This window comes from Isoptericola sp. Y581 (genome assembly GCF_059445475.1).
On the sequence record NZ_JCAIUK010000003.1, the window covers coordinates 234,005 to 260,039 of the forward strand.

Sequence of the window (26,035 nt, forward strand, 5' to 3'; positions counted from 1 at the left end):
GTGCCATGCCCGCTAGCGTGGCCGCCGTGCAGATCCACCTCGTCGTCGCCCCCGTCTTCGCCACCAACTGCTGCGTCGTCGTGGCCGGCGACTCGCCGGACTGCGTGATCGTCGACGCCGGCGCGGGTACGGCCGAGGGCGTCACCGCCCTGGTCGCGGAGCACGGCCTGACGCCCCGCGCCGTCGTCGCCACCCACGGCCATGTGGACCACACGTGGGACGCGGCGATGCTCTGCGAGCGCTTCGGCGTGCCGATGCGCATCCACCCGGCCGACGCCTACCGGCTCGCCGACCCGTTCGGGACCCTCGGGCTCCACCAGTCGGCCGACCCTGCGGCCCCCGGCGTCAGCGGCGCCCTCGCGCAGGCGCTCGCGGCCACGGGCCGCCGCGTCGCGGACTATCGGGCGCCCGCCGCCGTCGAGGCCCTCGCGGCCCTGGACGACGACGAGGACGACGACGACGCGGACGGCGACGCCGAGCTCCTCGCGGGTGCGGTCCACCTGCGGGCCCTGCACGCCCCGGGGCACACCGAGGGCTCGACGCTCCTCGTCGCGGGCGACGTCCTCCTGGCCGGCGACGTGCTGTTCGCGGGCGGGGTCGGGCGCACCGACCTGCCGGGCGGCGACCCGGCGGCCATGGCGCGCACGCTGCGCGACGTCGTCGGCCGCCTCGACCCGGCGCTCGCCGTCGTGCCCGGGCACGGGCCCACGACCACCGTGGGCCGGGAGCTCGCGACCAACCCGTACCTGCGCTGAAAGGGTTCCCGGGCGTGTTCACCGGCGAGGACCGACGTCTGGGAAGATGTGCACCATGGCACGCCCCACCCCCCTCTCCGGCTTCCCCGAATGGCTCCCCGACGGTCGCGTCGTGGAGCAGCACGTCCTGGAGGTGCTGCGCCGCACCTTCGAGCTGCACGGGTTCGCCGGCATCGAGACCCGGGCGGTCGAGCCGCTCGACCAGCTGCTGCGCAAGGGTGAGACCTCCAAGGAGGTCTACGTGCTGCGGAGGCTGCAGGAGGACGCCGCGGCGGGCGACTCGCCGGGCGACCGGTCCGAGAAGCAGCTGGGCCTGCACTTCGACCTCACCGTCCCGTTCGCGCGCTACGTGCTGGAGAACGCCGGCCGGCTCGCGTTCCCGTTCAAGCGCTACCAGATCCAGAAGGTGTGGCGCGGCGAGCGCCCCCAGGACGGCCGCTTCCGCGAGTTCGTGCAGGCCGACATCGACGTCGTCGGCGCGGGCGAGCTGCCCTACCACTACGAGGTCGAGCTGCCGCTGGTGATGGCGGAGGCCCTGGGGGCCCTGCGCGACGTCGGCGTGCCCGAGGTCCGCATCCTGGTGAACAACCGCAAGGTCGCCGAGGGCTTCTACCGCGGGCTCGGGCTGGAGGACGTCGAGGGCGTGCTGCGCCAGGTCGACAAGCTCGACAAGGTCGGCCCGGACGCGGTCGCGGAGCTGCTGCGGGCCGAGCAGGGAGCCACGCCCGAGCAGGCGAAGGCCTGCCTCGAGCTGGCGGCGATCTCCGGCGCGGACGTGACCGTGATCGACCGCGTCCGGGCGCTCGCGGCCTCCTACGACGCCGGCACGGACCTGCTGGAGACCGGCCTGGGCGAGCTCGCCGCGCTGGTCGAGGCGGCGGCACGTCGCGCGCCAGGCGTCGTCGTGGCCGACCTGAAGATCGCGCGGGGGCTCGACTACTACACGGGTTCGGTCTACGAGACGGTGCTGGTGGGGCACGAGCAGCTCGGGTCGATCTGCTCGGGCGGCCGGTACGACACGCTCGCGTCCGACGGCAAGAACACCTACCCGGGCGTGGGCCTCTCGATCGGCGTCTCACGGCTCGTGTCCCGGCTGCTGTCCGCCGGGCTCGTCACCGCGACGCGCGGTGTGCCCACGGCCGTTCTGGTGGCGGTGAGCGACGAGGAGCACCGCGCGCAGTCCGACGCGGTGGCCGGCGCGCTTCGCGGCCGCGGCATCGCGGCGGACGTCGCCCCCACGGCGGCCAAGTTCGGTAAGCAGATCAAGTTCGCCGACCGCCGCGGCATCCCGTTCGTGTGGTTCCCGGTCCAGCCGGGGGACGACGGCGCCGTCGTCCCCCCCGACGTGCTGGCCGGTGAGGTGAAGGACATCCGGTCCGGCGAGCAGGTGGACGCCGACGCCGCCACCTGGGAGCCCCCGGCCGCCGACCTGGTCCCGCGCGTCGTCCCGGCATCGGGGGAGTGACGCGCGGGGCGGGTCACGCCTGGATCAGCGCGACGACGTTGTGTGCTGGGTCGCGGAACCAGCCGATCGTCGGACCCTGGCGCGGGTCGTCGCTGCGCACCACCCCGTCGGCGTCCTGCGCGAACCCGGGGTAGCGCACCAGGTCGACGCCCACCCCGTGCAGGTCGGCCGCCGCCGCGGCGACGTCCGGCACGACGAGGTTGAGCACGGTGTGGCTCGCCGGCTCGTGCGCGTCGCCCTTGGGGTAGACGAAGACGGCCGGCCCGTCGACGCCGAGCTCGAGCCCCATCGGGGTGCGCTCGACCGGGAGGCCTACGGTGTCGCGGTAGAACGTCTCGGCGGCGTCGAGGTCGTCGACGGAGAAGCTGCTGAACGCACGCTGCACGGTGATCACGGGGGTCTCCTTCGTTCGGCCGACGGCCCGCGGAGTACCGGGCCCAGGGGGTGGACGGCCGAGGGGCGCGGAACTGATCGGAGGGCTCCAGGAGGGGGTTATCCCCCGAACACCCTGACGCATCCCTGAATCTGCCCCTGATTTGCACCATGAGCAGGCCGTATTGGGCCTTCAGGGGCGCTACGGTGACGCCGTGAGTATCTACGTCGTCCTGTCCCGCAGCAGCACCGTCCTGTCCCGGACGATCCGTCTGGCGACGCGGGACGAGTTCACCCACTCGGCGCTGGCCCTCGACGCGGACCTGGAGCTGATGTTCAGCTTCGGCCGTCGCCGCGCGTCGAACCCGTTCGTCGGGTGCTTCAAGCGGGAACGGCTGGACGACGACCTGTATCGCGGGATGGACCGGCTGCCGGGAGTGGTGCTGGAGGTGCCGGTGACGCCCGAGCAGCGCGACGCGGTGGGCGCCCGCGTGACGGAGTTCGTCCTCGACAGCCACACCTACGCGTACAACTCGTCGGGGATGTTGACCGGCCTGCTCGGGCGCGGCTCGGAGGACGACCGACGGTTCTTCTGCTCCGAGTTCGTCTACCACGTGCTGCGCGACGCGGGCGTGTGCGACCTCGGGATCCCGCGCTGGAAGGTGCGCCCGCAGACGCTCCTGCAGGTGCCGGGGAGCGTCGCGTACCGGGGCGACCTCAAGCGCTACCGGGCGTCGGCCCGCGCCGCGGCCCCGGTTCCCGCCCTCATGCTCCAGGGCTCGGGCGGGCTGTTCGCGGTGCCCGAGCCGAGGATGCCGGTCTCCTCCTGAGCCGCGAGCCGCCCGGACGTTGACGCGCGATCGAACGCATGTTCGAATGTCCGGGTGAGATGGGACGGGCAGGCGATCGCGGCCGACGACGGTGCGCTGCCGGGACTGGAGCGATCCGGCCTGGCGCGGCTCGGGCTCGTGCGCAGCGTGAAGACGCCCGAGTTCGCGGACGTCACCTTTCACGAGGTCATGTCCAAGAGCGCGCTGACCAAGGTGCCCGCAGCGTCGCGCATGCCCTTCGGGTGGACGGTCAACCCGTACCGGGGATGCAGCCATGCATGCCGGTACTGCTTCGCCCGGCCCACGCACGAGTACCTGGACCTCGACGCGGGCAAGGACTTCGACTCCCAGGTCGTGGTGAAGGTGAACGTCGACACCGTGCTGCGCGCGGAGCTCGCGAAGCCGTCGTGGCGGCGCGAGCCGGTGGCGCTGGGGACCAACACCGACCCGTACCAGCGGGCCGAGGGGCGCTACCGCCTCATGCCCGGCATCATCGGGGCGCTCGCGGACTCGGGCACGCCGTTCTCGATCCTCACCAAGGGCACGCTGCTGCGCCGGGACCTGCCGCTGATCGCGGAGGCCGCGCAACGGGTGGAGGTGGGGATCGGTGTCTCGCTCGCGTTCGCGGACGAGGAGCTGCAGCAATCGGTGGAGCCCGGCACGCCGACGCCGCGCGCCCGGCTCGACCTGGTCCGCGCGGTGCGGGCCGCGGGGCTGCCGTGCGGCGTCATGGTGGCCCCCGTACTGCCGTGGCTGACGGACTCCCGGGACCACCTGCGGCGGCTGCTCGACGCGATCGCCGACGCGGGGGCGACCGGGGTCACCGTGGTGCCGCTGCACCTCAAGCCCGGCACCCGCGAGTGGTACCTGCAGTGGCTGGAGCAGGAGCACCCGCACGCGGTCGCGGGGTACAGGCGGGTGTTTGCCCGCGGCACGTACGCGCTCGAGGCCTACCGGCAGTGGCTGTGGGACCGGGTGGAGCCGCTGCTCGACGAGCATGGCTTCGGCTCGTCGGGCCATCGCGCCCGGTCCGGCGCGACCGGACGCTTCCACGGCGAGCTACGGCCGCACGACGAGGGCGACTACCCGGCCGGGTCGATCGTCGAGCCCCAAGACGGGGCCGGCGGGGCGCTCGCGGGCATGCCCGTCGACGGCGGAGGGCTCGAGGTCGCCGGGTCCGACGCCGAGTCCGTGCTGTTCTGAGGCTGTTCCGAGACTGTCCTGAGGCGCCGCCGGCCGGTGTCAGCGGACGAATGAGAACCAGAGCACGAAGACGCAGATGAGGAACATGCCCGTCGCGTTGAGGAAGAAGTTCCGGCCGAAGTCCCGGGCGCGCACGTGGAAGGTGAGCGCGACGACGAAGTAGGCGACCAGCGCGGCGGATGTCACCGCCCCGAGCACGGGCACCCAGATCCCGGCGACGAGGCCGACTGCCGCGGCGGCCTTGACCCACGGCGTCACCCACCACCAGCGCTCGGGGAAGTTCACGTCGCGGAAGCACTGCGCGATGAACGCCACGGGCCGCACGCACAGCGCCGCGTCGACGGCGGTGATCAGCGCGAGGACGACGACGGGCCACATGGGATCCGGGAGCCAGAGCATGCCGTCCACCGTACGGGTCAGCCCACCGGGCGGACCCGCAGGATCTCCGTCCGGGCGATCGCGCGGTCGCGGACGTCGACCCGTGCCGCGCGATCAGGATCCGCCAGGTAGGCCGCGAGCGCCTCCTCGTCGGGCATCTCGATGATCTGCACCTCCGTGGGCTGGACGGCGCCGTGCTCGGCGTCGTCCGTGTGCGCGACGTTCGTCACGCGCTGCAGCACCCGGCCGCCGTGTCGGGGGACCAGCGCCAGCACCTCGGTCTCGTAGTCCTCGAGCGTCAGTGCCTCGCCGTCCACTGCCCAGAGCAGCACGCACAGGGTGATTGCCATCGTTCGCCTCTCGCCGTCGGGAGACCGGACCGGTGGCCCGGAGGAGCCGATCCTGTCACGCTCGGCCGAATCACCCCTGCGCGAGTCGCGGGGGAAACCCGCCGGTGGCGACCGGTCCCCACCGCTCGATCGTGATCCGTACGACCGACTTGCCCTGGCGCACCATCGCCTCGCGGTACTCGTCCCAGTCGGGGTGCTCCTTGTCGGCGGCCGCGCGGTAGTACTCGACCAGCGGCTCCACGGAGTCCGGCGCATCGATCACCTCGGCGGTGCCGTCCACCTGCACCCACGCGTCGTCGAAGTCGTCGCCGAGCGCGAGGAACGACGCCTGCGGACGCCGCCGGAGGTTCACCGCCTTCGCCCGGTCCGGGTAGGTCGACACCACGATGCGTCCGGCGGCGTCGACGCCGAACGTCACGGGGCTGAGCTGCGGGCTACCGTCACCGCGCGTCGTGACGAGCACGCCGTGTCGCCGTGCCCGGAGGACGTCGAGCAGCTCCTCGCGTTCGACGCGGCTGGTGGTAGCGATCCTGGGGGCCATGGGTGTCTCCTGTCGTGCCGGTCAGTCCGATGGTCGGTCGCCGATGGTCAGTCGTCGGTCGACGTGGCGACGCCGGGTTCGCTCATGAGCCACTCGGTGGCGAAGAGGACCTTGTCGGTGAGCCCGAGCATCGCATCGCGGATCTCGACGTGCGGGGTGGAGAAGGCGAGGCGGGCGGCCGCCTGCGCCCCGGGCGCGGGCGCCCAGTAGTCGATCAGCAGCAGGGGGACGTCCTGGCCGCCGTGCTCCGGCGAGCCGTGGGCGACGCGGACGTGGCGCAGGAACGGTCCGGAGAGCGTCTCGGTGGTGGTGAGCTCGTCCTCGGCGGCGAGGCCCGGGTGCAGGCGGTCGTGGATGCGCTGCAGGTGGGGGATGCCGCCGGCCTCGGGGCCGAGGTCGTGCCAGTACAGCGTGAGGTTCAGCGCGAGCGCCGCCTCCTTGCCCGGCAGCACCAGGTAGGCCATGACCTGCCCGCCGGCGGCGGCGGCCCTGGCGGCGACGTCGGTGAGCTGGTCGCGCAGGTCGCGTCGCAACGTGGCGCCGCGGTCGCCGAGAGCCGCCCCCTGCTGCTTGACGACGGCACGGATCTGCTGGTCGCGCTGGGCTTCGTCCACGAGGTCGATCAACGCCCAGTGGTCCGGCAGGTTGAGCTCGATGCCGATGCCGCGCGACCCGCCGGGCTCGTCCAGGGTGGCCATCGCGTGCAGGCCCTCGATGCTGATGCCGGCACCCGTGTCGTCGGCCATGCCGGTCGGGTCGGCGTCCGACCCCGGACCCAGCGCCGCCACGACGTCGTCGACGCCGAAGGCCATCGTGTGCGGGCCGGCCGGGTCGAGGACGACCTGGTCGAGCACGGCGCCGTGGCGGTGGAGGAAGGGGAGCAACGAGTCGCGACGGCGGAGGCTGAAGGCGCGCGAGGGGTCACCCGCGAGGAACGGCTCCAGGGTGTGGGGCGACGAGAACACGCACAGCGCGTAGGGGCGCTTCGCGTCCTCCGGCGCGGGGAAGACCCGCACCTGCGGCGTGCCGTCCTCGCGCTGGAGGATCGGCACGACGACGGCGTCGTCCCGCAGGGCGCGGCCGACGGCGGCGCGGTCCGCTGCGGCGAGCGCGGTCGCGAGGAGGGCCGAGCCCGTGCCGGACCGCGTGACCGGGGTTCCGCCCGCGGCGGGTGGTGAGGACGGTGCGACGTGGGTGGCGTCCGTCATGGTCGATCAGGTCTCCTGGGTGAATGGATGGGTGCGGTGCGTGTCAGACGCTCGGATACGGCCGGTAGACCTGGTCGACACGCACGAAGGTGTCGGAGAAGGACTCGGGGACGATGTCGCCGGTCATGATTCCTTCGAGGAAGGCGGTCGCGCTCAGGTCGAACCTCTCCCAGCTCTCGCCGTCCGCGTCCTCGACGTACACGACGTAGGCGGCCGGGTCCGCCCCGGGATCGACACGCCAGAACACCGTCTCCCCGTTCCCGGTGTTCGCCCAGGCGATGAGCCGGCTCTCCTGCGGCAGGTCGTCCGGCCGCGTCTCCGGGTCGTCCTCCCACAGGACGAGGAGGTCGCGGAACACCCCGGCCGACTCCCGGAGGTCCTGGCTCGGTAGCTCGTGCCCGGGGGCGAAGAGGCGGACGTAGCCGAACCACTGCCCCGCGCCACCGGCGTCGAGGAGCTGCCGGAAGTCCTCGGGGACGGTGATCTCGAGCTGCTGCTCCACGCCTGCCCAGTCGTACGGCTCGCTCGGCGGGACCAGGTTGCCCGCGTCGATCAGGTCCTGAACGCTCATGTGCTCGCTCCTAGCTTCTCGTGCCGAACCGGAAATCGTCCGCGTTCTTCGGAAGGTTGCCGGCGGCGACCTCCTCCGAGTACAGGGGCAGGTCCGCACGGTTGTCCAGCGTGTAGTCCAGCTTGTACCCGTCGGCGCCGTCGGCCTGGAAGTGGATCTGGCTCGGAACCTCGGCGGAGCCCTCGTACTTGGGTGTCACCCGGTAGTCGACGTCCTCGCCGCCGTTGACGACGCGCTTCACCTCGCGCTCGACCGCACGCTGCCACGGGCTGTTCGAGCGCGGGTGCTGGGCGACGAAGTTGGCCGCATGGTCGTTCGGTCCGCCGAGGTTGGCGCCGCGGAGGTGCCCACGCTGGTGCACGCCCTCGACGTACCCCAGCGGGTCGACCTTCGGGTCGGTGGTTCCGCCGATGTCCTTTTTGGTCAGCTTGGCCCTGATGCCTGCCGGGCGCCCGAGGTCGTCGACCTTGTACGTGCCGCCCTTGATCCGGTAGGTCTTCCCCGGCTTGAGGGCCTTCGCGTGGACGGCGTTGTGGACCAGGACGGGGAGGTTGCCGGCGAGGACGTAGTAGTTGTGGTGGGTCTCGACGTGGAAGTTGTAGACCGTGACCGCGTCGGTCTCGTCGCGCTCCTCGACCTCGATGCGGTCGAGGGTGACCCTGCCGTCGCCGGTGGTGTCGCTGGTGACGAGGATGTCGCCGGGCTGCAGGTCGCGGGCGAAGATCCAGCCCATGTTCGCGACCATGAAGGGGTGTTCGTCGGTGGTCGTGACGTTCTGCCCGTCGATGGTCAGGTGGTACAGGGTCGTGGTCTGACGCACGAAGGTCTCGACCACGAGCTGCAGCTCGTCGAAACCTGTGGCGAGGTTGTGGGCGTAGACCTTGTCCCCGGCGCGGACGTCCTCGATCGCCTTGACCCCATCAGGGCCGTCAGGGGTGCGGATGAGGGTGCCCGCGGTGAAGCAGGTGCCGAACCCGACCTTGCACCAGGCCTTCTTCGCGCCGGTCTTGGCGCCCTGCTTCAGGGCGGCCTTGGACAGTCCGGTGGCGGCCTTCGCGGCGCCGCCGAGTCCGATGACGGATAGTGCGGCGCCGGCGATCGCGATCCCGGCCTCGGCCCAGGAGCGTTCCCCGGTCGCGGCGAGGGTGATGTTCGCGAGCGCGCTGACGATGGCTGCGACGGCGGCCACGACGATCAGGACTCCGGCGAGCGCGGTCCCGACGATGGGGATGAACGCGACCACGACCGCGAGGAGGCCCGCGATCATGGAGATCATGTCGGCGATGTCGGCGATCGCGGCGACGAGCTTGGATCCCCAGTTGTCCCACCAGCCGTCGTTGAGGTCGTCGCCGCCGGTGATGTCCTCGATGCGCGAGACCGCGTCTCCCGCGGCACGATCCCGGTCGGACGTGGCGGTCTCGATCGTGGACCGCGCGGCGGCGAGCTGCCCGTTCGCGTCGTCCGCGTTCCCGCCGGCAGAGTCGGCCTGCTGCTGGTACTCCCGCTTCTCCTCCGGATCGGTCGCCGCATCGGCGAGATCCTGGTTGCGGTCACGTGCCCCCGCGGCGGAGTCGGCGGCGTCCTTGGCGTGGCGGGCCTGCTCCAGCGCCGCCAACGTCTCGGCCTGGACGCGTTCCAGCGCGGAGGCGTAGTCGACCAGGGCGTTGCCCGTGGCCTCGTACCGGGAATGCGCCCGCCGGATCTCCGAGACGGTGTCTTCCTTGGTCTCCATCAGGGCGTCCACGGCCTTGGAGATCGTGCCCGCGACGTCCAACCGGGACATCGCCCCCGCGGCGTCGTCGATCGAGTCGGCGACCTCCAGGTAGTCCTGCCCACCGTGCAGCACGAGGACGGGGTCGCCCGGTGTCGGGTCGGAGTCCAGCCCGACCGGTGACCAGTCCGCCGGCCTCACAGCGTGTCTCCGGGCACCGCGAACGTCACGGCCACCATCCTCGAGTTCGGTCCCGGTTCGGTCGCCGCATGCAGGTCCATGCGCAGGTCAGCCATCGATCTCTACCCCCCTTGTGCCAGGTGAGAGAGTAGCCAGGGTCGTCGCTTGTACCCGCGCAACACACTCGGACGCCTGGCCCGGAATCACCAGGACGTGCCCCCGGGTACAGCGACTAAACTCACCACGTCGCGCCGAGAGTGCGACCGCCTCCCGGCCGGGCACCGGGGACGGCGGCACCACCCGCCCACCCACTTTCACGAAAGGAACCCTCCGTGCTCCGCACCCACACGGCCGGCTCACTGCGGGCCGAGCACATCGGCCAGACCGTCACCCTCACCGGGTGGGTCGATCGCCGGCGGGATCACGGGGGAGTGGCCTTCATCGACCTGCGCGACGCGTCGGGCATCGCCCAGGTCGTGATCCGCGACGAGGCCGTGGCGCACCCGCTGCGCGCGGAGTTCGTCCTGCAGGTCACGGGCGAGGTCGGACGCCGGCCTGAGGGCAACGCGAACGCGAACCTCGCCACCGGCGAGATCGAGATCGTGGCCAAGGACGTCGTCGTGCTCAACGAGTCGGCCCCGCTGCCGTTCCAGGTCTCCACGGCCCTCGCCGACACCGAGACGATCGGCGAGGAGGCGCGGCTCAAGTACCGCTACCTCGACATTCGTCGCCCGTCGCAGGCCCACGCGCTGCGCCTGCGCTCGAAGGCCAACGCTGCCGCCCGCGGCGTCCTGGACGAGCACGACTTCGTCGAGGTCGAGACGCCCACGCTCACCCGTTCCACGCCGGAGGGCGCGCGCGACTTCCTGGTCCCGGCCCGACTGGCGCCCGGCTCCTGGTACGCGCTGCCGCAGAGCCCGCAGCTGTTCAAGCAGCTGCTCATGGTGGGCGGCCTCGAGCGCTACTACCAGATCGCCCGCTGCTACCGCGACGAGGACTTCCGCGCCGACCGGCAGCCCGAGTTCACGCAGCTGGACGTCGAGCTGAGCTTCGTCGAGCAGGACGACGTCATCGCCCTGGCGGAGCAGGTCCTCGTAGCGCTGTGGAAGCTCATCGACGTCGAGATCCAGACGCCGATCGCGCGCATGACCTTCGCCGAGGCGATGCGCCTGTACGGCACGGACAAGCCCGACCTGCGCTTCGGCAACCCGCTCGTCGAGCTCGCGGACTACTTCGCCGAGACCCCCTTCCGCGTGTTCCAGGCCGAGTACGTGGGCGCCGTCGTCATGACCGGGGGCGCCTCGCAGCCGCGCCGCCAGTTCGACGCCTGGCAGGAGTGGGCCAAGCAGCGCGGCGCCAAGGGTCTGGCCTACGTCACGTACGGCGAGGACGGCACGCTCGGCGGCCCGGTCGCCAAGAACCTGTCCGACGTCGAACGCGAGGGCCTCGCCGCGGCCACGGGGGCGCGGCCCGGCGACGCCGTGTTCTTCGCTGCGGGCAAGACCGCCGACGCGCGTGCACTGCTCGGCGCCGCCCGCCTCGAGATCGCGCACCGCACCGGCCAGATCGACGAGGACGCCTGGGCGTTCGTGTGGGTCGTGGACGCGCCGCTGTTCAAGCCCACCGGGGAGGCCGCCGACGAGGGTGACGTCGCGCTGGGGCACTCCGCCTGGACGGCGGTGCACCACGCGTTCACGTCGCCCAAGCCCGAGTGGATCGACAGCTTCGAGCAGGACCCGGGCAACGCGCTGGCGTACGCCTACGACATCGTGTGCAACGGCAACGAGATCGGCGGCGGCTCGATCCGTATCCACCGCCGCGACGTGCAGGAGCGGGTCTTTGACGTCATGGGGATCGGGCCGGCGGAGGCGCAGGAGAAGTTCGGTTTCCTGCTCGACGCCTTCAAGTTCGGCGCCCCGCCGCACGGCGGCATCGCCTTCGGCTGGGACCGCATCGTCGCGCTGCTGACGAAGTCCCCGTCGATCCGCGACGTCATCGCGTTCCCGAAGTCCGGCGGCGGCTACGACCCGCTGACCGACGCGCCCGCGCCGATCACGCCGGAGCAGCGCAAGGAGGCCGGGGTGGACGTCGACCCCCGGGCCCCTCAGGAGTGACGCTCGCCCTCGGCGGTCTGGCGCTCGCCCCGGTCACCGCTGCCGCGAGATATCCGTCGGGGCGCACCAGGAGGGTGCTGCCGTTGTGGTCGGCGCGGCGCACGACCACCCGTGCGCCGAGGCCCGCTTCCGCGGGCTCCGGCGCCACCGGGGCCGCCGCGCCGGAGCTGGGCTGCACCAGCACGAAGCGGCCGGCCCGCAGCGCCTCCGCGAGCCGCGTCCCGGGCGGCCCGGGCGCCAGCGGCAGGTCGGGCACGCGGTGGCCGACGAGGCGGTGCGCCCCGCGCGGGCGGGTATAGCGGACGCCGAGGGCGGAGATCAGCAGCGCGGCGCGGCGGCGCACGGCCGGCAGGCGGGCGACGACGCTCGCCACGACCTCGCGGGCCGTCGCCACCGCGCGGCCGGGCCGCACGGCGAGGCGCAGGATCGTGCCGCTCGCGCGCAGCACCTGCGCCCCGACGGGGTGCCGGTCGGCCTCGTACCCGTCGATGACCGCCGGGTCAGCGCCGCCGACTACCGCCGCCAGCCGCCAGGAGAGGTTGGCGGCGTCCTGCAGCCCGGTGTTCATGCCGAGCCCGCCGGCAGGGCTGTGCGCGTGGGCGGCGTCCCCGGCCAGCAGGACGCGCCCCGATCGGTAGGTGGGGGCCTGCCGCTCGTCCGCGGAGAATCGGGTGGCGAACCGCAGGTCGTGCATCTCGTGGTCGTCGCCGAGGGTCGTCCGGGCGACCGCCCGCACCTCGTCGAGGGTGACCGGCTCGTCGAGGTCGCGCTCGCCGTCCCAGCCGATGAAGCGGTACCAGTCACCGCCGAAGGGGGCGAGGAAGCCCAGCGCGTCGTTCGCGGCGGCCACCGACAGCACGTTCGAGGGCGGCCTGGCCAGCCGGACGTCGGCCAGGATCATCGCGCGGATGACGGTCTCGCCGGGGAAAGGGATCCGGACAGCGTCGCGCACCGTCGACCGCACGCCATCCGTGCCGACCAGCCAGGGGGCGCGCAGCCGCACCGCGGCCCGCGGGCCGCCCTCGTCCGGCTCGGCGGTGACGGTCACGCCGTCGGCGTCCTGGGCCACCGCGGTCACGCGGACGCCGTGCCGGAACGTCACCCCCGCTGCCTCGGCGCGCCGTCGCAGGAGCCGCTCGACCTCGTACTGCGGGGTGACCAGCACGAACGGGAAGCGACCGGGCAGCGAGTCCAGGGGGACGGCGACCCGCTGGAACAGCTGCACCCGGGGCACCGGCTGTCCCGTGGTCAGGAGCTCGTCGGCGAGGCCGCGCGCGTCCAGGGTCTCGAGGGTGCGGGCGTGCACCGCGAACGCGCGGGTCAGGTTGCTCAGGCCGGGCGGCCGCTTCTCGAGCACCGTGACCCGCCCCCCGGCCGTGGCCAGGTCGCCGGCGAGCAGCAGCCCGGTCGGGCCGGCCCCGACGACCATCACGTCCGCGTGCGTCTCCGCGTTCATCGTGTCCCTCCGTCCTTGATGCCAACAACTGTTGGCAATTCGACGATAGGCGGGTCGTGGCGGCGGGTCAACAGATGTTGGCCTACAGTCGTTGGCATGGCTGAGAACCACCGGCCGCGACGGTCGGACACCACCCGCGCCGCGATCCTCGCCGCCGCCCGCGAGCGATTCGCCGAGGACGGCTACGAGCGCGCCACGGTGCGCGCCGTCGCCGCGCAGGCGGGGATCGACCCGTCGATGGTGATGCGGTACTTCGGGTCCAAGGAGGAGCTCTTCACCCGCGTCGTCGACGTGGAGCTCGGCATCCCGGACGCGGCCGCGATCGCCCCGGACGCCCTCGGTGCCACGATCGTGGAGCACTTCCTGGACCTGTGGGAGCGGGACACGGTCCTCGTGACCCTCCTGCGCGTGGGCATCACCCATCCCGCCGGTGCTGAACGGATGCGCGACGTCTTCCGGGCCCAGCTCGTGCCCGCCGTCGAGCGATTCGGTCCGGACCCCGCGGACGCGCCCCGCCGCGCCACGCTGGTGGCCTCCCAGATCCTCGGCATGGCACTCCTGCGGTATGTGCTGCGGTTCGGCCCGGCCGCCGAGATGTCCCGCGAGGAGCTCGTGGCCTGGCTCGGGCCGACGGTCGAGCGCTACGTCACAGCCCCCCGGCCCTGAGCCGGGCCGGCCGCGTGGGCGGCGCTCCGTAGGCTGGGGCGCATGGACCTGTTCGACTCCGCGCTCACCGGCGCCCGCGGCACGCCGGCGAGCGCCCGCTCCGGCCCGAGCGCCCCCCTGGCGGTGCGGATGCGGCCGGCGACGCTCGACGAGGTCGCCGGCCAGGGCCACCTCCTCGTGCCAGGGTCGCCCCTGCGCCGGCTCGTGGAGCCCGACGACGAGTCGGCGCGCCGCGCGGCTCCCGGCTCGGTGATCCTGTGGGGGCCGCCCGGCGTCGGCAAGACCACCCTCGCGTATCTGGTCGCCACGGTCTCGGGGCGCCGTTTCGTCGAGCTCTCCGCGGTGACGGCGGGGGTCAAGGACGTCCGGCAGGTGATCGAGGATGCCCGCCGGCGGCTCGTCGCCGGCGGCGAGGAGACGGTCCTGTTCATCGACGAGGTGCACCGGTTCTCCAAGACGCAGCAGGACGCGCTGTTGCCCAGCGTCGAGAACCGATGGGTCACGCTGGTCGCGGCCACCACGGAGAACCCGTCGTTCTCCGTCAACTCCCCGCTGCTGAGCCGGTCGTTGCTGCTCACCCTCAAGCCACTCACGGCCGACGACGTGCGCACCCTCGTGCGCCGCGCCGTCGAGGACGAGCGCGGCCTCGGCGGCGCGGTCGTGCTCGCCGACGACGCCGAGGACCAGCTCGTACGGATGGCCGGCGGCGACGCCCGCAAGGCGCTGACCATCCTCGAGGCCGCCGCGGGCGCGGCGCTCGCGGACGCCGGCAACGGGAAGGCGGCGGAAGCGGCCGTCCCCGTGGACCTGGAGACCGTCGAGCGCGCCGTGGACGTCGCCGCCGTGCGGTACGACCGCGACGGCGACCAGCACTACGACGTCATCTCCGCGTTCATCAAGTCGATCCGCGGGTCGGACGTCGACGCCTCGCTGCACTACCTGGCCCGCATGGTGGCCGCGGGGGAGGACCCGCGGTTCATCGCGCGGCGCCTGGTCATCTCCGCCGCCGAGGACGTCGGCATGGCCGACCCGTCCGCGCTGCAGACGGCCGTCGCCGCGGCCCAGGCCGTCCAGCTCATCGGCATGCCCGAGGGGCGGATCGTCCTCGCGGAGGCGGTGGTGCACCTCGCGACCGCCCCGAAGTCGAACCGTGCTTACGCGGGCATCGACGCGGCGCTCGCGGACGTGCGCGCCGGGAAGGTCGGCGTGGTCCCGGCCCACCTGCGCGACTCGCACTACGCGGGGGCCGAGCCGCTCGGGCACGGCGCGGGCTATCGCTACGCCCACGACGCCCCGCACGCCGTCGCCGCGCAGCAGTACCTGCCCGACGAGCTCGAGGGCCGGCGCTACTACGAGCCGAGCGACCGGGGCTTCGAGAAGCAGGTGACCGACCGCCTCGCCCGCATCCGGGAGATCCTGGGCGGCACCTGAGGCCCTCGAGGCCGGTCCGGTGGCGCCCGAGGGGTCAGCGGGCCTCGAGCTCGACGAGGGTGCTCGCCATCGTCCGGTAGACCTCGTCCCACGCCGCGGCGACCTCGGGCGTCACGGCGTCGCCGAGCACCTCGACGATCGCCGCGAAGAGGTGCTCGTGCACCACGTCGTACTGCGCCGGCGTCACGCCGAGGACACGGTGTCGGCGTGCCGCGGGGGCGAGGACCTCGCGCGGGTCCTCCTGCGTGTCCGCGACGAGCAGCGCGGCACAGGCGACGATCGCCGCGGCCAGCGCCCGCTGTTGTGTGCCGTCCTCCAGCCGTGCGGGGGCGAACATCGGCCCCCGCAGCTCCGGGTGCGCGTCGAGCAGCGTCCGGTAGAAGATCGTCGTGATGTCGTCGATGGTTGCCTCGACCGCCGGGAGGGTGGCGCGGACGACCTCGGCCGAGCGGGGCGAGAGTGTGGTAGACGCAGACATCGTGCGGGACTCCTTCGTCGCGACGCGTGAGCGCCGGCGGCGCCGGCCCGCCCAGTCAACCGCCGGGAGGTGCAGCGGGGCAAGGGGTGCGCGGTGGCGGGCGGCCGTCTGACGCCCCGGGGATGCGATAGGATGCTGCGGTTGCCGTCTCGGCGACCGCCTGGGACCTCGGCCCCGTGAGCACCCCGTCACTCCGGTGCGGGAAGCTCCATCGGCTGGTCCCGCACCCGACCTCCCTCCGGGGTGGGAACCGGGTGTGACCTCATCCATCACCACAGGACAGGAAGCACATTGAGCTCCGTCACCAAGTCGCGCCGCCAGGTCCGCCTGAGCCGCAAGCTCGGCCTCGCGCTGACCCCCAAGGCCGTCCGCCACTTCGAGAAGCGTCCGTACCCCCCGGGTGAGCACGGCCGCGCCCGCCGTCGCACCGAGTCGGACTACGCGGTCCGCCTCCGCGAGAAGCAGCGGCTGCGCGCCCAGTACATGCTGCGCGAGAAGCAGCTCCTCAAGATCTACGAGGACGCCCGTAAGCACCCGGGCCTGACCGGTGAGGTCATGGTCGAGGACCTCGAGACCCGCCTGGACGCGCTCGTGCTGCGCGCCGGGTTCGGTCGCACCATCCTGCAGGCCCGCCAGGCCGTGACCCACCGTCACATCCTCGTGGACGGCAAGATCGTCGACCGCCCCTCCTTCCGCGTGAAGCCGGGACAGACGGTCCAGGTCAAGGCGAAGTCGCAGGCCACCACGCCGTTCCAGGTCGCCGCAGCCGGTGCGCACCGCGACGTCCTGCCGGCCGTGCCGGGCTACCTCGAGGTCAACCACGAGAAGCTGTCGGCCACGCTGACCCGCAAGCCGAAGCGCGCCGAGGTCCCCGTGACCTGCGAGGTGCAGCTCGTGGTCGAGTTCTACGCGCGCTGACCCGCGTACGCAGTACCGGACGCCCCGTCACCCGCTCTGCGGGGGGCGGGGCGTCCGGCCGTTCCATGGCAGCCCCCGGCAGCGTCCCGAAGAGGCGTCCCGGGATAGGGTGACGACCGACCGTCTGACGCCTGTGCGAGGAGAGATCTGATGTCGATGGGTGACGTGGCCGGGCTCATCGCGGCCGTCGCGTTCGTGCTGCTCGTGGGCCTGCTCGCGATTCCGCTCGTGAAGCTCGGCCGGGTGCTCGACGAGGCGACGCGGTCCATCCGCGAGGTCACGGAGCACTCTGTGCCGATCCTCGACGAAGCGGCCACCACGGTGGCGTCCACCAACGACCAGCTGGTCAAGGTCGACACCATCACCACGTCCGTCGCCCAGGTGAGCGAGAACGTGTCCGCCCTCGCGGGCCTCTACGCCTCGACGCTCGGGCGCCCGCTGGTGAAGGTCGCCGCGTTCTCCTACGGGGTGCGCCAGGCGTTCACGCGAGCCTCGCGCTCCGCCGGCCGGGACGGTGCTCAGTCGTCGAAGGCGGCCCGCTGATGCGCCGGCTGTTCTGGGTCGGAGTGGGCGTCGCGGTGACGGTGGTCGTGATCCGGCAGGGGCGCAAGCTCGTGGCGCAGTACGCGCCCGCGGCCGTGGTGGACCGGGCCGAGCGCGCGGCGCAGGACGCCGGCCGGCGTGCCGAGAGCTTCATGGGCACGTTCCGGCGCGAGTTCACTGAGGCACGGACGGCCCGGGAAGCCGAGCTCACGGCGGCGTTGCTCGCGGAGGGCCAGCCCGATCCCGAGGACGTGCGGGCGAGCGGGCTGGGCCCGCGCGACCTGCGCCGCGGCCCGGGCCACGCCCGGCACGCGGCCGAGGCGGCCGACCCGGAGGCCGAGATCGCCGCCGACGAGGCCGAGCTCGGCTACTCGTTCTGAGAAATCCCGTTCCGACCATCGCCCGACCGGCGGGAGAATAGGGGCCGGCCCACCGCCCCGGTGGCCGGCCGCCGCTCTTGTCATCCGCCACGACGGCTCGACACCATCGAAGGACATCATGCGTACCGCCGAGATCCGTAAGCGTTGGCTCGACTACTTCGAGTCCAAGGGACACGCGATCGTGCCGAGCGCCCCCCTGGTCTCGCCGGACCCGTCGATCCTCTTCACGATCGCCGGCATGGTGCCCTTCATCCCGTACATCCTCGGCACCGAGCCGGCCCCGTGGCCGCGGGCGACGAGCGTGCAGAAGTGCCTCCGCACCAACGACATCGAGAACGTGGGTCGCACCACGCGCCACGGCACGTTCTTCCAGATGAACGGCAACTTCTCGTTCGGCGACTACTTCAAGCGCGAGGCGATCGACTTCGCGTGGGAGCTGCTGACGTCGGCGCAGGACAAGGGCGGCTACGGGCTTGACGGCGACCGCCTGTGGGTCACCATCTGGGAGCAGGACACCGAGGCGTACGAGGCGCTGACCCGAGGCGTCGGCCTGGACCCGAAGCACATCGTGCGCCTGCCGCGCGAGGAGAACTTCTGGGACACCGGCCAGCCGGGCCCCGCCGGGCCGTGCGCGGAGTGGCACTACGACCGTGGCCCCGCCTACGGCCCCGACGCCGTCGGCGGCACGGTCGACCCGGGCGGCGACCGCTACCTGGAGATCTGGAACCTCGTCTTCGACGAGTTCGTTCGGGGCGAGGGGCCGGGCAAGAGCTACCCGCTTCTGGGCGAGCTCGAGCACAAGAGCATCGACACCGGCGCGGGCCTCGAGCGCATCGCCTACCTGCTGCAGGGCAAGGAGAACCTCTTCGAGATCGACGAGGTCTACCCCGTCATCGCCCGCGTGGAGGAGATGACCGGCAAGCGCTACGGCGCCGGCGGTGTCGACTCGGCCGAGGACGACGTGCGCATGCGCGTCGTCGCCGACCACGTCCGGTCGGCGCTCATGGTCATCGGCGACGGGGTCAAGCCGTCGAACGAGGGGCGTGGCTACGTGCTGCGCCGCCTGATCCGTCGCGGGGTGCGCTCCATGCGCCTGCTCGGCGTCGACGACGTCGCGCTGCCGTCCCTGCTGCCCGCGTCGAAGGACGCGATGAAGGCCTCCTACCCGGAGCTCGAGGCCGAGTTCGGGCGCATCAGCGAGGTCGCGTACGCGGAGGAGGACGCCTTCCGGCGCACCCTCGCGCAGGGCACGACGATCCTGGACACCGCGGTGAACCGCGCCAAGAAGGCGACGGACGGCGGCACCCCGGTGCTCGGCGGGGCCGAGGCCTTCCAGCTGCACGACACCTACGGCTTCCCGATCGACCTCACGCTCGAGATGGCGGCCGAGCAGGGCGTGCAGGTGGACGAGAAGGCGTTCCGCGACCTCATGGCGGAGCAGAAGCAGCGGGCGCGTGCCGACGCGCTGGCCAAGAAGACCGGACACGCCGACCTGCGCTCCTACGAGACCCTGTCCAAGGAGCTCGCCGCGCCGGTGAAGTTCCTCGGGTACACGGACACGGAGTCCGCGGTGACCGTGGCCGGGCTGCTCGTCGACGGCGTGCCCGCGCCCGCCGCCACCGCGCCCGCGGACGTGGAGATCGTGCTGGACCGCACCCCGTTCTACGCCGAGGCGGGCGGCCAGCTCGCCGACCAGGGCACGATCGTGCTCGACGGCGGCGCGACCATCGAGGTGGACGACGTGCAGCGGCCCGTCAAGGGCCTGTCGGTGCATCGGGGCCGCCTGGTGGAGGGCACGGTGGCGCTCGGCGACCCGGGCAGCGCCACGATCGACGTCGTGCGCCGCGTCGCGATCAGCCGCGCGCACTCGGCCACGCACATGATCCACAAGGCGCTGCACGAGATGGTCGGGCCCGACCGCACGCAGGCCGGGTCGGAGAACGCGCCGAGCCGGGTGCGCTTCGACTTCCGGTCCCCGACCCCCGTGCCGTCGGACGCGCTCAGCGAGATCGAGGAGCGCGTGAACTCGCGGCTCACCGAGAACCTCGAGGTCACCGACGCCACGATGTCGCTCGATCGGGCCCGCGAGCTGGGTGCGATGGCGCTGTTCGGCGAGAAGTACGGCAACACGGTCCGCGTGGTGTCGATCGGCGGCGACTGGTCGCGCGAGCTGTGCGGCGGCACGCACGTGCGGGCCACCGGCGAGGTAGGGCGTGTCGCCCTGCTCGGCGAGGCGTCGATCGGCTCGGGCGTGCGGCGCGTGGACGCCCTCGTGGGCGACGGCGCATACGGCTTCCAGGCCAAGGAGCACGCGTTGGTGGGCCAGCTCACCGGGCTCCTGGGCGCGCGGCCGGACGAGCTGACCGACCGGGTGGGCTCGCTGCTGGCCCGCCTCAAGGAGTCGGAGAAGGAGCTGGCCGGGCTGCGTCAGGACAGGATCCTCGCCTCCGCCGGGAAGCTCGCGGCCGAGGCGCCGCGCGTGGGCGACGCGCGTGTCGTGGCGCACGACGCGGGCGAGGTGGCGTCGGCGGACGACCTGCGCGCCCTCGCGCTGGATGTGCGCGGCCGCCTCGGCGACGCGGAGCCGGTGGTCGTCGCGGTCGGGGGCGTCGCGGGCGGTCGCCCGTTGGTCGTCGTCGCGACCAACGCGGGCGCTCGCGACCGTGGCCTGCGGGCCGGCGACTTCGTGAAGGCCGCGGCCAAGACCCTCGGTGGCGGTGGCGGCGGCAAGCCCGACCTTGCCCAGGGCGGCGGCACGGACGCGGGCGCGCTTGCCGGTGCGCTGGCGGGCGTGGCAGAGGGTGTCCGCGCGGTCGTGGCGGGCGCGTGACGCACGAGCAGGGCGCGCCCCGCGGGGTGCCGCGGGGCGCGCGGCTCGGCGTCGACGTGGGCAAGGCCCGCGTCGGACTCGCCGGTTCGGACCCGGACGGCCTGGTCGCGACGCCCGTCGAGACCGTGCCGCGCGTCCTGGAGGTGCCGAAGGGCACGGGGTCGGGTGGAGGCGGCGCCCCGGCCGTGACGGCTGACGTCGCGCGGATCGCGGCCGAGGTCGAGGACCGGTTCGCGGCGGTCGTCTACGTGGGGCTGCCGCGGCATCTGTCCGGGGCGGAGGGCGCCGCGACGGCCGATGCGCGCGAGTTCGCCGTGCGTCTGGCGGCGGCGATCGCGCCCGTCGAGGTGCGTATGGTCGACGAACGGATGACGACGGTGACGGCGCACGCGCAGCTCCGGTCGGCCGGACGACCCACCAAGACACACCGGTCTGTCATCGACCAGGCTGCAGCCGTTATCATTCTGCAATCTGCACTCGACGTGGAGCGATCGGCGGGGGAGCGCGCCGGCGAGCTCGTCGAGACGCGGCCGCCGGGCGCCTGACCCGCCCGGACAGCAGTACCCGACCAACGTGCCCACCACAGGCCCTGTCAGAAAGAAGTACCCGGCGTGACGGACCTCTTCGAGCATCCCGCCCTGCAGGAGGCGCCCGCGGCACCCTCGCGGCGCCGCTCGGCCGCCAGCAGGCGGGCCGCGGCCAAACGCAAGCGTCGTCGCAGGCAGCGCACCGCGGTGGTCCTGGTCGTGGTGCTCGGCATCGTCGGGGCCGGCGGCTACCTGTTGTACGGGCAGATGAGCGAGACCATCGGCGGGTTCTCGATCTTCGGCTCGAGCTCGGAGGACTACCCCGGCCCGGGCGGCGACCCCGTCGACGTCGTGATCCCCGAGGGCGCGACCGGCGCCCAGATGGGCTCGGCGCTGCACGATGCCGGCGTGGTGGCCAGCGTCGGTGCCTTCAACGACGCCTTCGGCGCGAACCCCGCCGCGGCGGGCATCCAGCCGGGCACCTACCAGCTCCTGTCGGAGATGAAGGCGTCTGATGCCGTGGCCGCGCTCGTGAAGAACGAGAAGCTCCAGACCGACGTGACCATCCCCGAGGGGTACACCGTCGACCAGATCGTGGATCGGGTGGCGTCCGTGACGACCATCACCGCGAAGGAGCTGCAGGCGGCTCTGAAGAAGCCGGACTCGATCGGGCTGCCCAAGCAGGCCGACGGCAACGCCGAGGGGTGGCTGTTCCCCAAGACGTACAGCGTGCAGCCGGACGACGACGCCACGTCGTTGCTGTCGGGCATGGTCGCGCAGACCTCGAAGGAGCTCGAGTCGACGGGGGTCGCCAAGGAGGACTGGGAGTCCACGCTGATCAAGGCGTCGCTCGTCGAGCGCGAGGCGAAGCATGACGAGGATCGCCCGAAGATGGCGCGGGCCATCGAGAACCGCCTCGATCAGGAGGTCCCGCTCGGCATCGACGCGTCGACCGCCTACGGGTTGGGGAAGCCCGGCACCGAGCTGACCCGGGACGACAACTACGACCTCGACAACCCTTACTCCCTCTACGCCCGCACCGGGCTGCCGCCGGCACCGATCTCGAGCCCGGGCGCGGCGTCGATCGAGGCCGTGGCGCACCCGGCCGCCGGGGACTGGCTCTTCTGGGTGACGGTCAACCTCGACACCGGCGAGACGAAGTTCTCGGAGACCAACCAGGAGCACGAGAAGTACGTGGCGCAGCTGCGCAAGTGGGAGAAGGAGAACGGCTACTGAGATGACCGTCTCCCGACGCGCGGCGGTGCTCGGACACCCCGTCGCGCACTCGCTCTCGCCCGTGCTGCACACCGCGGCCTATGAGGCCCTCGGGCTGGATGGCTGGGAGTACTCGTCGATCGACACGACGATCGACGACCTGCCCGCCCTGGTGCGCGGCCTCGACCTCGGCTGGGCGGGGCTCAGCGTGACGATGCCGCTGAAGCAGGCGATCATCCCGCTGGTCGACCACGTCGACCCGCTCGCGGTCGCCGTCGGCGCCGTCAACACGGTGCTGGTCGCGCCCGCGCAGCGCGGGGTGACCCTGATGGGCACGAACACCGACGTCCCCGGCCTGGTCGCCGCGCTGCGCGAGGGCCTCGCCGCGCAGGGCCGGGGTGGCGACGCCCGCGCGCAGGCCGCCGTCGTCCTCGGCGGGGGCGCCACCGCGGCGTCCACGCTCGCGGCGCTCGGTGAGCTCGGCTGCACGACGCCGTGCGTGCTCGTGCGCTCGCTGGGCCGCGCCGCCGGGCCGCAGGAGGCGGCCGCCCGCATGGGGATCGCCCCGCGCTTCGAGGTGCTCGACGCCCGGGCGTCCCTCGGCGCCCTGCTCGACGCGGACATCGTCGTGTCCACGATGCCGGCCTTCGCTGCCGACCCGGTGGCGGCCGCCATCTCCGCGCACGGCGCCGCTCCCGCGGGCGTGCTGCTCGACGTCGTCTACGACCCGCGGCCCACGGCACTCACGTCCGCCTGGGCCGCCGCGGGCGGCACCGTCGTCGGGGGCGAGCGGTTGCTGCTGCACCAGGCGGCGGAGCAGGTGCGCCTCATGACGGGGCGCACGGCCCCGGTGGGCGCGATGGATGCCGCCCTGGGCGCGGCCCTGTCGGCGCCCGCGTCACCGGCCGCGACCTGACGGAGGCGCCGTCCGTACCGTGACCACCGGACCGGCGCGCCGCGCGGCCGTGGAAGAATCGGGGTCATGCTGCGCTGGATGACGTCGGGGGAGTCGCACGGTCCGTCGCTGGTCGGGGTGATGGAGGGGCTGCCCGCGGGGGTCGAGCTCGTCACCGCGGACATCCGGGCGGCGCTGGCGCGCCGGCGGCTGGGATACGGCCGCGGCGCCCGCATGACGTTCGAGCGGGACGACGTGCGCGTGCTCGCCGGGCTGCGGCACGGCGTGACGCAGGGCGGACCGCTGGCGTTCGAGATCGGCAACACCGAGTGGCCCAAGTGGATCGACGTGATGTCGCCGGACCCGGTCGAGCGCGACGCGCTCCTGGTGGACGCCGGCACGGGCGACGAGCGCGAGATTGCGCGCAACCGCCCGCTGACGCGGCCCCGCCCGGGTCACGCTGACCTGGTCGGGATGCGCAAGTACGGCTTCGACGACGCCCGCCCGGTGCTCGAGCGGGCGTCGGCCCGTGAGACGGCCACGCGCGTCGCGCTCGGCGTGGCGGCCGCCAGGTTCCTCGAGCAGGCGGTCGGGGTGCGGCTCGTGTCGCACGTCGTGGCGATCGGGCCGGTCGAGGTGCCCGAGGGCGCCGACCTCCCCACCCCGGACGACGCCGCGGCGCTGGACGCCGATCCGGTGCGCTGCTTCGACGCCGCCGCGAGCGCGGCGATGGTCGCGGAGATCGACGAGTGCCGCAAGGACGGCGACACCCTCGGCGGCGTCGTCGAGGTGCTCGCCTACGACGTGCCCACCGGCCTCGGGTCGTACGTGCAGGGCGACCGGCGCCTCGACGGCCGGCTCGCCGCCGCGCTCATGGGCATCCAGGCGATCAAGGGCGTCGAGGTCGGGGACGGCTTCCGCACCGCGCGTCGCCGGGGCTCGGCCGCGCACGACGAGATCGACCGCGGCGACGACGGCCACATCCACCGGCGCTCCAACCGGGCCGGCGGCATCGAGGGCGGCATGTCGAACGGCGAGGTCCTCCGGGTGCGCGCCGCCATGAAGCCCATCTCCACGGTCCCGCGCGCGCTGGCCACCGTCGACGTCGCCACGGGCGAGTCGGTCACCGCGCACCACCAGCGCTCCGACGTCTGCGCCGTGCCGCCCGCCGCCGTCGTGGCCGAGGCGATGGTCGCGCTCGAGCTGGCACAGGCCGTCGTGGAGAAGTTCGGCGGGGACTCGGTGGCCGAGGTGCGGCGCAATGCCGAGGCCTACCTCGCGGCCATCCCGGAGCTGCTGCGATGACGGCCGACGTGCACGGAGCGGGTCCGGCCGCGGTCCTCATCGGCCCGCCCGGGAGCGGCAAGACCACGGTCGGCCGGATCCTCGCGCAGCGGCTCTCGGTGGAGTTCCGCGACACGGACGCGGACGTCGAGATCGTGGCAGGCAAGGCCGTGGCGGAGATCTTCGTCGACGACGGGGAGCCGCGCTTCCGGGAGCTGGAGTACGAGGCCGTTACGACGGCGCTGGCCTCCCACCCGGGCGTGCTCGCCCTCGGCGGCGGGGCCGTGATGGACGCGCACATCCAGCGGGCCCTCGAGGGGTATGTCGCGGGCGGCGGGGTCGTCGTCTTCCTCGACGTGGCCCTCGCGCACGCCGCGCCCCGGGTCGGCTTCAACCAGGCGCGGCCGCTCCTGGTCGGCAACCCCCGCGCGCGGTGGGTGGAGCTGATGGAGCAGCGCCGCCCCACGTACGAGCGGCTGGCTACGGTGCACGTCCTCTCGGACGACCGTCCTCCGCACGAGGTCGCCGCCCAGGTGCACGCGCGCGTCACCGAGGGATTCCCACCAGCACAGGAGGTCCAGGTATGACGGTCCGGGTGACCGTACGGGGCGAGCAGCCCTACGACGTCGTCGTCGGGCGACACCTGCTCGGCGAGCTGTCGAGCATGCTCGGGGGCGGCGTGCGCCGCGTGCTCGTCATGCACCCGGCGTCGCTGCAGGCCACGGGCGACGCGGTGCGCGAGGACCTCGTAGCCCAGGGCTACGAGGCGTTCGCCGTCGAGCTGCCCGACGCCGAGGAGCAGAAGACGGCCCAGGTCGCCGCCTTCTGCTGGCAGGTGCTCGGCCAGGCCGACTTCACGCGGTCGGACGCGATCGTCTCCGTGGGGGGCGGCGCGACGACGGACCTCGCGGGCTTCGTCGCCGCCACGTGGCTGCGCGGCATCAAGGTGGTGCACCTGCCCACCACGCTGCTGGCCATGGTCGACGCGGCCGTGGGCGGCAAGACCGGCATCAACACCGCCGAGGGCAAGAACCTCGTGGGCGCGTTCCATCCGCCGGCCGGGGTGCTGTGCGACCTGGCCGCGCTGGAGTCGCTCGACCGCTGGGACCTCGTCGCCGGCATGGCCGAGGTGGTCAAGACCGGCTTCATCGCCGACCCGCGGATCCTCGAGCTGGTGGAGGCGCACGCCGACGAGCTGCGGGAGTGGAAGGGCGCGGACGCTTCCGAGGAGACCTGGGCCGTGCTGGCTGAGCTCATCGAGCGGTCGGTGCGCGTCAAGGCCCGCGTGGTGGGGGAGGACCTCACGGAGCAGGGCCTGCGCGAGATCCTCAACTACGGGCACACCCTCGGCCACGCCGTCGAGCTCACCGAGCGCTACCAGTGGCGCCACGGTGCGGCCGTGGCCGTCGGCATGGTCTTCGCGGCTGAGCTGGCCCGCCTGGGCGGCAAGCTCGACGACGCCGTCGTGGACCGCCACCGCGCGATCCTCGAGTCCCTCGGCCTGCCCACCACCTACCGCGGCGACCGCTGGGACAAGCTGCTCGCCGCCATGCAGCGGGACAAGAAGACGCGGGGCAACCTGCTGCGCTTCGTCGTGCTGGACGACGTGGCGAAGCCGACCCGGCTCGAGGGTCCCGACCCGACGCTGCTCGCGGCCGCCTACGCCGAGGTGTCGAAGGAGCCGCCCACGGGGAACCCCGGGGTCACGGTCTCCCTCACGCCGAGATAGAGAAC

General features: G+C 73.0%; 26 protein-coding genes. 17 read left to right on the forward strand and 9 right to left on the reverse strand.

What is annotated here, in order from left to right:
- Positions 1 to 5 precede the first annotated feature (5 nt).
- A complete protein-coding gene (locus AC1C2W_RS07230) occupies positions 6 to 755 on the forward strand; it encodes an MBL fold metallo-hydrolase (RefSeq protein ID WP_495412746.1) in 750 nt (249 codons plus the stop codon).
- 55 nt (positions 756 to 810) lie between these two features.
- Complete coding sequence (gene hisS / locus AC1C2W_RS07235) at positions 811 to 2,220, forward strand: histidine--tRNA ligase (protein ID WP_495412747.1); 1,410 nt, start codon at positions 811 to 813, stop codon at positions 2,218 to 2,220.
- A gap of 13 nt (positions 2,221 to 2,233) precedes the next feature.
- Here hisS and AC1C2W_RS07240 read toward each other — a convergent pair whose 3' ends face one another.
- Entirely contained in the window at positions 2,234 to 2,614 is a 381-nt protein-coding gene (locus tag AC1C2W_RS07240) for a VOC family protein (protein ID WP_495412748.1), read from the reverse strand.
- 193 nt (positions 2,615 to 2,807) lie between these two features.
- Between AC1C2W_RS07240 and AC1C2W_RS07245 the strand changes: the two genes are divergently transcribed.
- Both AC1C2W_RS07245 and AC1C2W_RS07250 read left to right on the forward strand, forming a co-directional pair.
- The gene (locus AC1C2W_RS07245) at positions 2,808 to 3,422 is read left to right on the forward strand and encodes a hypothetical protein (RefSeq protein WP_495389399.1); all 615 of its coding nucleotides are present in this window, start codon (positions 2,808 to 2,810) and stop codon (positions 3,420 to 3,422) included.
- A 54-nt stretch (positions 3,423 to 3,476) separates the two neighbouring features.
- On the forward strand, positions 3,477 to 4,625 hold the full coding sequence (locus tag AC1C2W_RS07250; protein WP_495412749.1) for an Rv2578c family radical SAM protein: 1,149 nt from the start codon (positions 3,477 to 3,479) through the stop codon (positions 4,623 to 4,625).
- A gap of 39 nt (positions 4,626 to 4,664) precedes the next feature.
- Here the strand turns inward: AC1C2W_RS07250 and AC1C2W_RS07255 are convergent, their stop codons facing one another.
- From AC1C2W_RS07255 to AC1C2W_RS07280, 6 genes are all read right to left on the reverse strand, one after another.
- A complete protein-coding gene (locus tag AC1C2W_RS07255) occupies positions 4,665 to 5,024 on the reverse strand; it encodes a DoxX family protein (protein WP_495389397.1) in 360 nt (119 codons plus the stop codon).
- Between the two features lie 17 nt (positions 5,025 to 5,041).
- Positions 5,042 to 5,353, reverse strand: a complete 312-nt coding sequence (locus AC1C2W_RS07260) for a DUF1330 domain-containing protein (protein ID WP_495389396.1) — start codon at positions 5,351 to 5,353, stop codon at positions 5,042 to 5,044.
- Between the two features lie 70 nt (positions 5,354 to 5,423).
- Entirely contained in the window at positions 5,424 to 5,894 is a 471-nt protein-coding gene (locus tag AC1C2W_RS07265; RefSeq protein WP_495389395.1) for a PPOX class F420-dependent oxidoreductase, read from the reverse strand.
- 47 nt (positions 5,895 to 5,941) lie between these two features.
- Entirely contained in the window at positions 5,942 to 7,102 is a 1,161-nt protein-coding gene (locus AC1C2W_RS07270) for an SseB family protein (protein ID WP_495389394.1), read from the reverse strand.
- Between the two features lie 43 nt (positions 7,103 to 7,145).
- Positions 7,146 to 7,673: an SMI1/KNR4 family protein gene (locus tag AC1C2W_RS07275; protein WP_495389393.1), complete on the reverse strand. Its 528-nt coding sequence runs from the start codon at positions 7,671 to 7,673 to the stop codon at positions 7,146 to 7,148.
- 10 nt (positions 7,674 to 7,683) lie between these two features.
- A complete protein-coding gene (locus AC1C2W_RS07280) occupies positions 7,684 to 9,585 on the reverse strand; it encodes a polymorphic toxin-type HINT domain-containing protein (RefSeq protein WP_495412750.1) in 1,902 nt (633 codons plus the stop codon).
- Between the two features lie 311 nt (positions 9,586 to 9,896).
- Here AC1C2W_RS07280 and aspS point away from each other — a divergent pair, with 311 nt between their 5' ends.
- The gene (gene aspS, locus AC1C2W_RS07285) at positions 9,897 to 11,678 is read left to right on the forward strand and encodes an aspartate--tRNA ligase (RefSeq protein WP_495389391.1); all 1,782 of its coding nucleotides are present in this window, start codon (positions 9,897 to 9,899) and stop codon (positions 11,676 to 11,678) included.
- Here aspS and AC1C2W_RS07290 read toward each other — a convergent pair.
- Positions 11,617 to 13,134 (reverse strand): FAD-dependent monooxygenase, encoded by a 1,518-nt coding sequence (locus AC1C2W_RS07290; protein ID WP_495412751.1) that lies wholly within the window; start codon positions 13,132 to 13,134, stop codon positions 11,617 to 11,619. The genes aspS and AC1C2W_RS07290 overlap by 62 nt on opposite strands.
- A gap of 96 nt (positions 13,135 to 13,230) precedes the next feature.
- Between AC1C2W_RS07290 and AC1C2W_RS07295 the strand changes: the two genes are divergently transcribed.
- Together AC1C2W_RS07295 and AC1C2W_RS07300 are read left to right on the forward strand one after the other, a co-directional pair.
- Positions 13,231 to 13,800 carry a TetR/AcrR family transcriptional regulator gene (locus AC1C2W_RS07295; protein WP_495389389.1) on the forward strand — a complete coding sequence of 190 codons (570 nt, stop codon included), beginning with the start codon at positions 13,231 to 13,233 and terminating at the stop codon, positions 13,798 to 13,800.
- 42 nt (positions 13,801 to 13,842) lie between these two features.
- Positions 13,843 to 15,231, forward strand: a complete 1,389-nt coding sequence (locus AC1C2W_RS07300; protein ID WP_495389388.1) for a replication-associated recombination protein A — start codon at positions 13,843 to 13,845, stop codon at positions 15,229 to 15,231.
- A gap of 34 nt (positions 15,232 to 15,265) precedes the next feature.
- On the opposite strand, the gene AC1C2W_RS07305 is transcribed toward AC1C2W_RS07300, so the two are convergent.
- Entirely contained in the window at positions 15,266 to 15,709 is a 444-nt protein-coding gene (locus tag AC1C2W_RS07305; RefSeq protein ID WP_495389387.1) for a globin domain-containing protein, read from the reverse strand.
- Positions 15,710 to 16,000: 291 nt separating this feature from the next.
- Here AC1C2W_RS07305 and rpsD point away from each other — a divergent pair, with 291 nt between their 5' ends.
- From rpsD to aroB, 10 genes are all read left to right on the forward strand, one after another.
- Positions 16,001 to 16,627: a 30S ribosomal protein S4 gene (gene rpsD / locus AC1C2W_RS07310; protein WP_495389386.1), complete on the forward strand. Its 627-nt coding sequence runs from the start codon at positions 16,001 to 16,003 to the stop codon at positions 16,625 to 16,627.
- A 150-nt stretch (positions 16,628 to 16,777) separates the two neighbouring features.
- Positions 16,778 to 17,170 (forward strand): DUF948 domain-containing protein, encoded by a 393-nt coding sequence (locus AC1C2W_RS07315; RefSeq protein ID WP_495389385.1) that lies wholly within the window; start codon positions 16,778 to 16,780, stop codon positions 17,168 to 17,170.
- Positions 17,170 to 17,550 (forward strand): hypothetical protein, encoded by a 381-nt coding sequence (locus AC1C2W_RS07320; RefSeq protein ID WP_495389384.1) that lies wholly within the window; start codon positions 17,170 to 17,172, stop codon positions 17,548 to 17,550. Before AC1C2W_RS07315 ends, AC1C2W_RS07320 begins: the two co-directional genes overlap by 1 nt.
- Before the next feature lie 118 nt (positions 17,551 to 17,668).
- Positions 17,669 to 20,380, forward strand: a complete 2,712-nt coding sequence (gene alaS / locus AC1C2W_RS07325; protein WP_495412752.1) for an alanine--tRNA ligase — start codon at positions 17,669 to 17,671, stop codon at positions 20,378 to 20,380.
- Complete coding sequence (gene ruvX / locus AC1C2W_RS07330) at positions 20,377 to 20,925, forward strand: Holliday junction resolvase RuvX (RefSeq protein WP_495412753.1); 549 nt, start codon at positions 20,377 to 20,379, stop codon at positions 20,923 to 20,925. The genes alaS and ruvX overlap by 4 nt, the downstream gene beginning before the upstream one ends.
- A gap of 66 nt (positions 20,926 to 20,991) precedes the next feature.
- Positions 20,992 to 22,143: an endolytic transglycosylase MltG gene (gene mltG, locus AC1C2W_RS07335; RefSeq protein WP_495389381.1), complete on the forward strand. Its 1,152-nt coding sequence runs from the start codon at positions 20,992 to 20,994 to the stop codon at positions 22,141 to 22,143.
- Between the two features lies 1 nt (position 22,144).
- Positions 22,145 to 23,038 carry a shikimate dehydrogenase gene (locus AC1C2W_RS07340; protein WP_495412754.1) on the forward strand — a complete coding sequence of 298 codons (894 nt, stop codon included), beginning with the start codon at positions 22,145 to 22,147 and terminating at the stop codon, positions 23,036 to 23,038.
- 66 nt (positions 23,039 to 23,104) lie between these two features.
- Positions 23,105 to 24,322, forward strand: a complete 1,218-nt coding sequence (gene aroC / locus AC1C2W_RS07345; protein ID WP_495389379.1) for a chorismate synthase — start codon at positions 23,105 to 23,107, stop codon at positions 24,320 to 24,322.
- The gene (locus tag AC1C2W_RS07350; RefSeq protein ID WP_495389378.1) at positions 24,319 to 24,888 is read left to right on the forward strand and encodes a shikimate kinase; all 570 of its coding nucleotides are present in this window, start codon (positions 24,319 to 24,321) and stop codon (positions 24,886 to 24,888) included. The genes aroC and AC1C2W_RS07350 overlap by 4 nt, the downstream gene beginning before the upstream one ends.
- Positions 24,885 to 26,030: a 3-dehydroquinate synthase gene (gene aroB / locus AC1C2W_RS07355; protein ID WP_495389377.1), complete on the forward strand. Its 1,146-nt coding sequence runs from the start codon at positions 24,885 to 24,887 to the stop codon at positions 26,028 to 26,030. Before AC1C2W_RS07350 ends, aroB begins: the two co-directional genes overlap by 4 nt.
- Positions 26,031 to 26,035 lie beyond the last annotated feature (5 nt).

Bases quoted from the DNA above. Each gene is read 5' to 3' on its own strand.
- AC1C2W_RS07350 (WP_495389378.1), top strand. From the start codon at position 24,319: ATGACGGCCGACGTGCACGGAGCGGGTCCGGCCGCGGTCCTCATCGGC.
- alaS (WP_495412752.1), top strand. From the start codon at position 17,669: ATGCGTACCGCCGAGATCCGTAAGCGTTGGCTCGACTACTTCGAGTCC.
- AC1C2W_RS07255 (WP_495389397.1), bottom strand. From the start codon at position 5,024: ATGCTCTGGCTCCCGGATCCCATGTGGCCCGTCGTCGTCCTCGCGCTG.
- AC1C2W_RS07315 (WP_495389385.1), top strand. From the start codon at position 16,778: ATGTCGATGGGTGACGTGGCCGGGCTCATCGCGGCCGTCGCGTTCGTG.
- aroC (WP_495389379.1), top strand. From the start codon at position 23,105: ATGCTGCGCTGGATGACGTCGGGGGAGTCGCACGGTCCGTCGCTGGTC.
- AC1C2W_RS07260 (WP_495389396.1), bottom strand. From the start codon at position 5,353: ATGGCAATCACCCTGTGCGTGCTGCTCTGGGCAGTGGACGGCGAGGCA.
- AC1C2W_RS07340 (WP_495412754.1), top strand. From the start codon at position 22,145: ATGACCGTCTCCCGACGCGCGGCGGTGCTCGGACACCCCGTCGCGCAC.
- hisS (WP_495412747.1), top strand. From the start codon at position 811: ATGGCACGCCCCACCCCCCTCTCCGGCTTCCCCGAATGGCTCCCCGAC.
- AC1C2W_RS07305 (WP_495389387.1), bottom strand. From the start codon at position 15,709: ATGTCTGCGTCTACCACACTCTCGCCCCGCTCGGCCGAGGTCGTCCGC.
- AC1C2W_RS07290 (WP_495412751.1), bottom strand. From the start codon at position 13,134: ATGAACGCGGAGACGCACGCGGACGTGATGGTCGTCGGGGCCGGCCCG.
- AC1C2W_RS07230 (WP_495412746.1), top strand. From the start codon at position 6: ATGCCCGCTAGCGTGGCCGCCGTGCAGATCCACCTCGTCGTCGCCCCC.
- AC1C2W_RS07320 (WP_495389384.1), top strand. From the start codon at position 17,170: ATGCGCCGGCTGTTCTGGGTCGGAGTGGGCGTCGCGGTGACGGTGGTC.
- AC1C2W_RS07300 (WP_495389388.1), top strand. From the start codon at position 13,843: ATGGACCTGTTCGACTCCGCGCTCACCGGCGCCCGCGGCACGCCGGCG.
- AC1C2W_RS07270 (WP_495389394.1), bottom strand. From the start codon at position 7,102: ATGACGGACGCCACCCACGTCGCACCGTCCTCACCACCCGCCGCGGGC.
- aroB (WP_495389377.1), top strand. From the start codon at position 24,885: ATGACGGTCCGGGTGACCGTACGGGGCGAGCAGCCCTACGACGTCGTC.
- AC1C2W_RS07275 (WP_495389393.1), bottom strand. From the start codon at position 7,673: ATGAGCGTTCAGGACCTGATCGACGCGGGCAACCTGGTCCCGCCGAGC.
- AC1C2W_RS07295 (WP_495389389.1), top strand. From the start codon at position 13,231: ATGGCTGAGAACCACCGGCCGCGACGGTCGGACACCACCCGCGCCGCG.
- AC1C2W_RS07265 (WP_495389395.1), bottom strand. From the start codon at position 5,894: ATGGCCCCCAGGATCGCTACCACCAGCCGCGTCGAACGCGAGGAGCTG.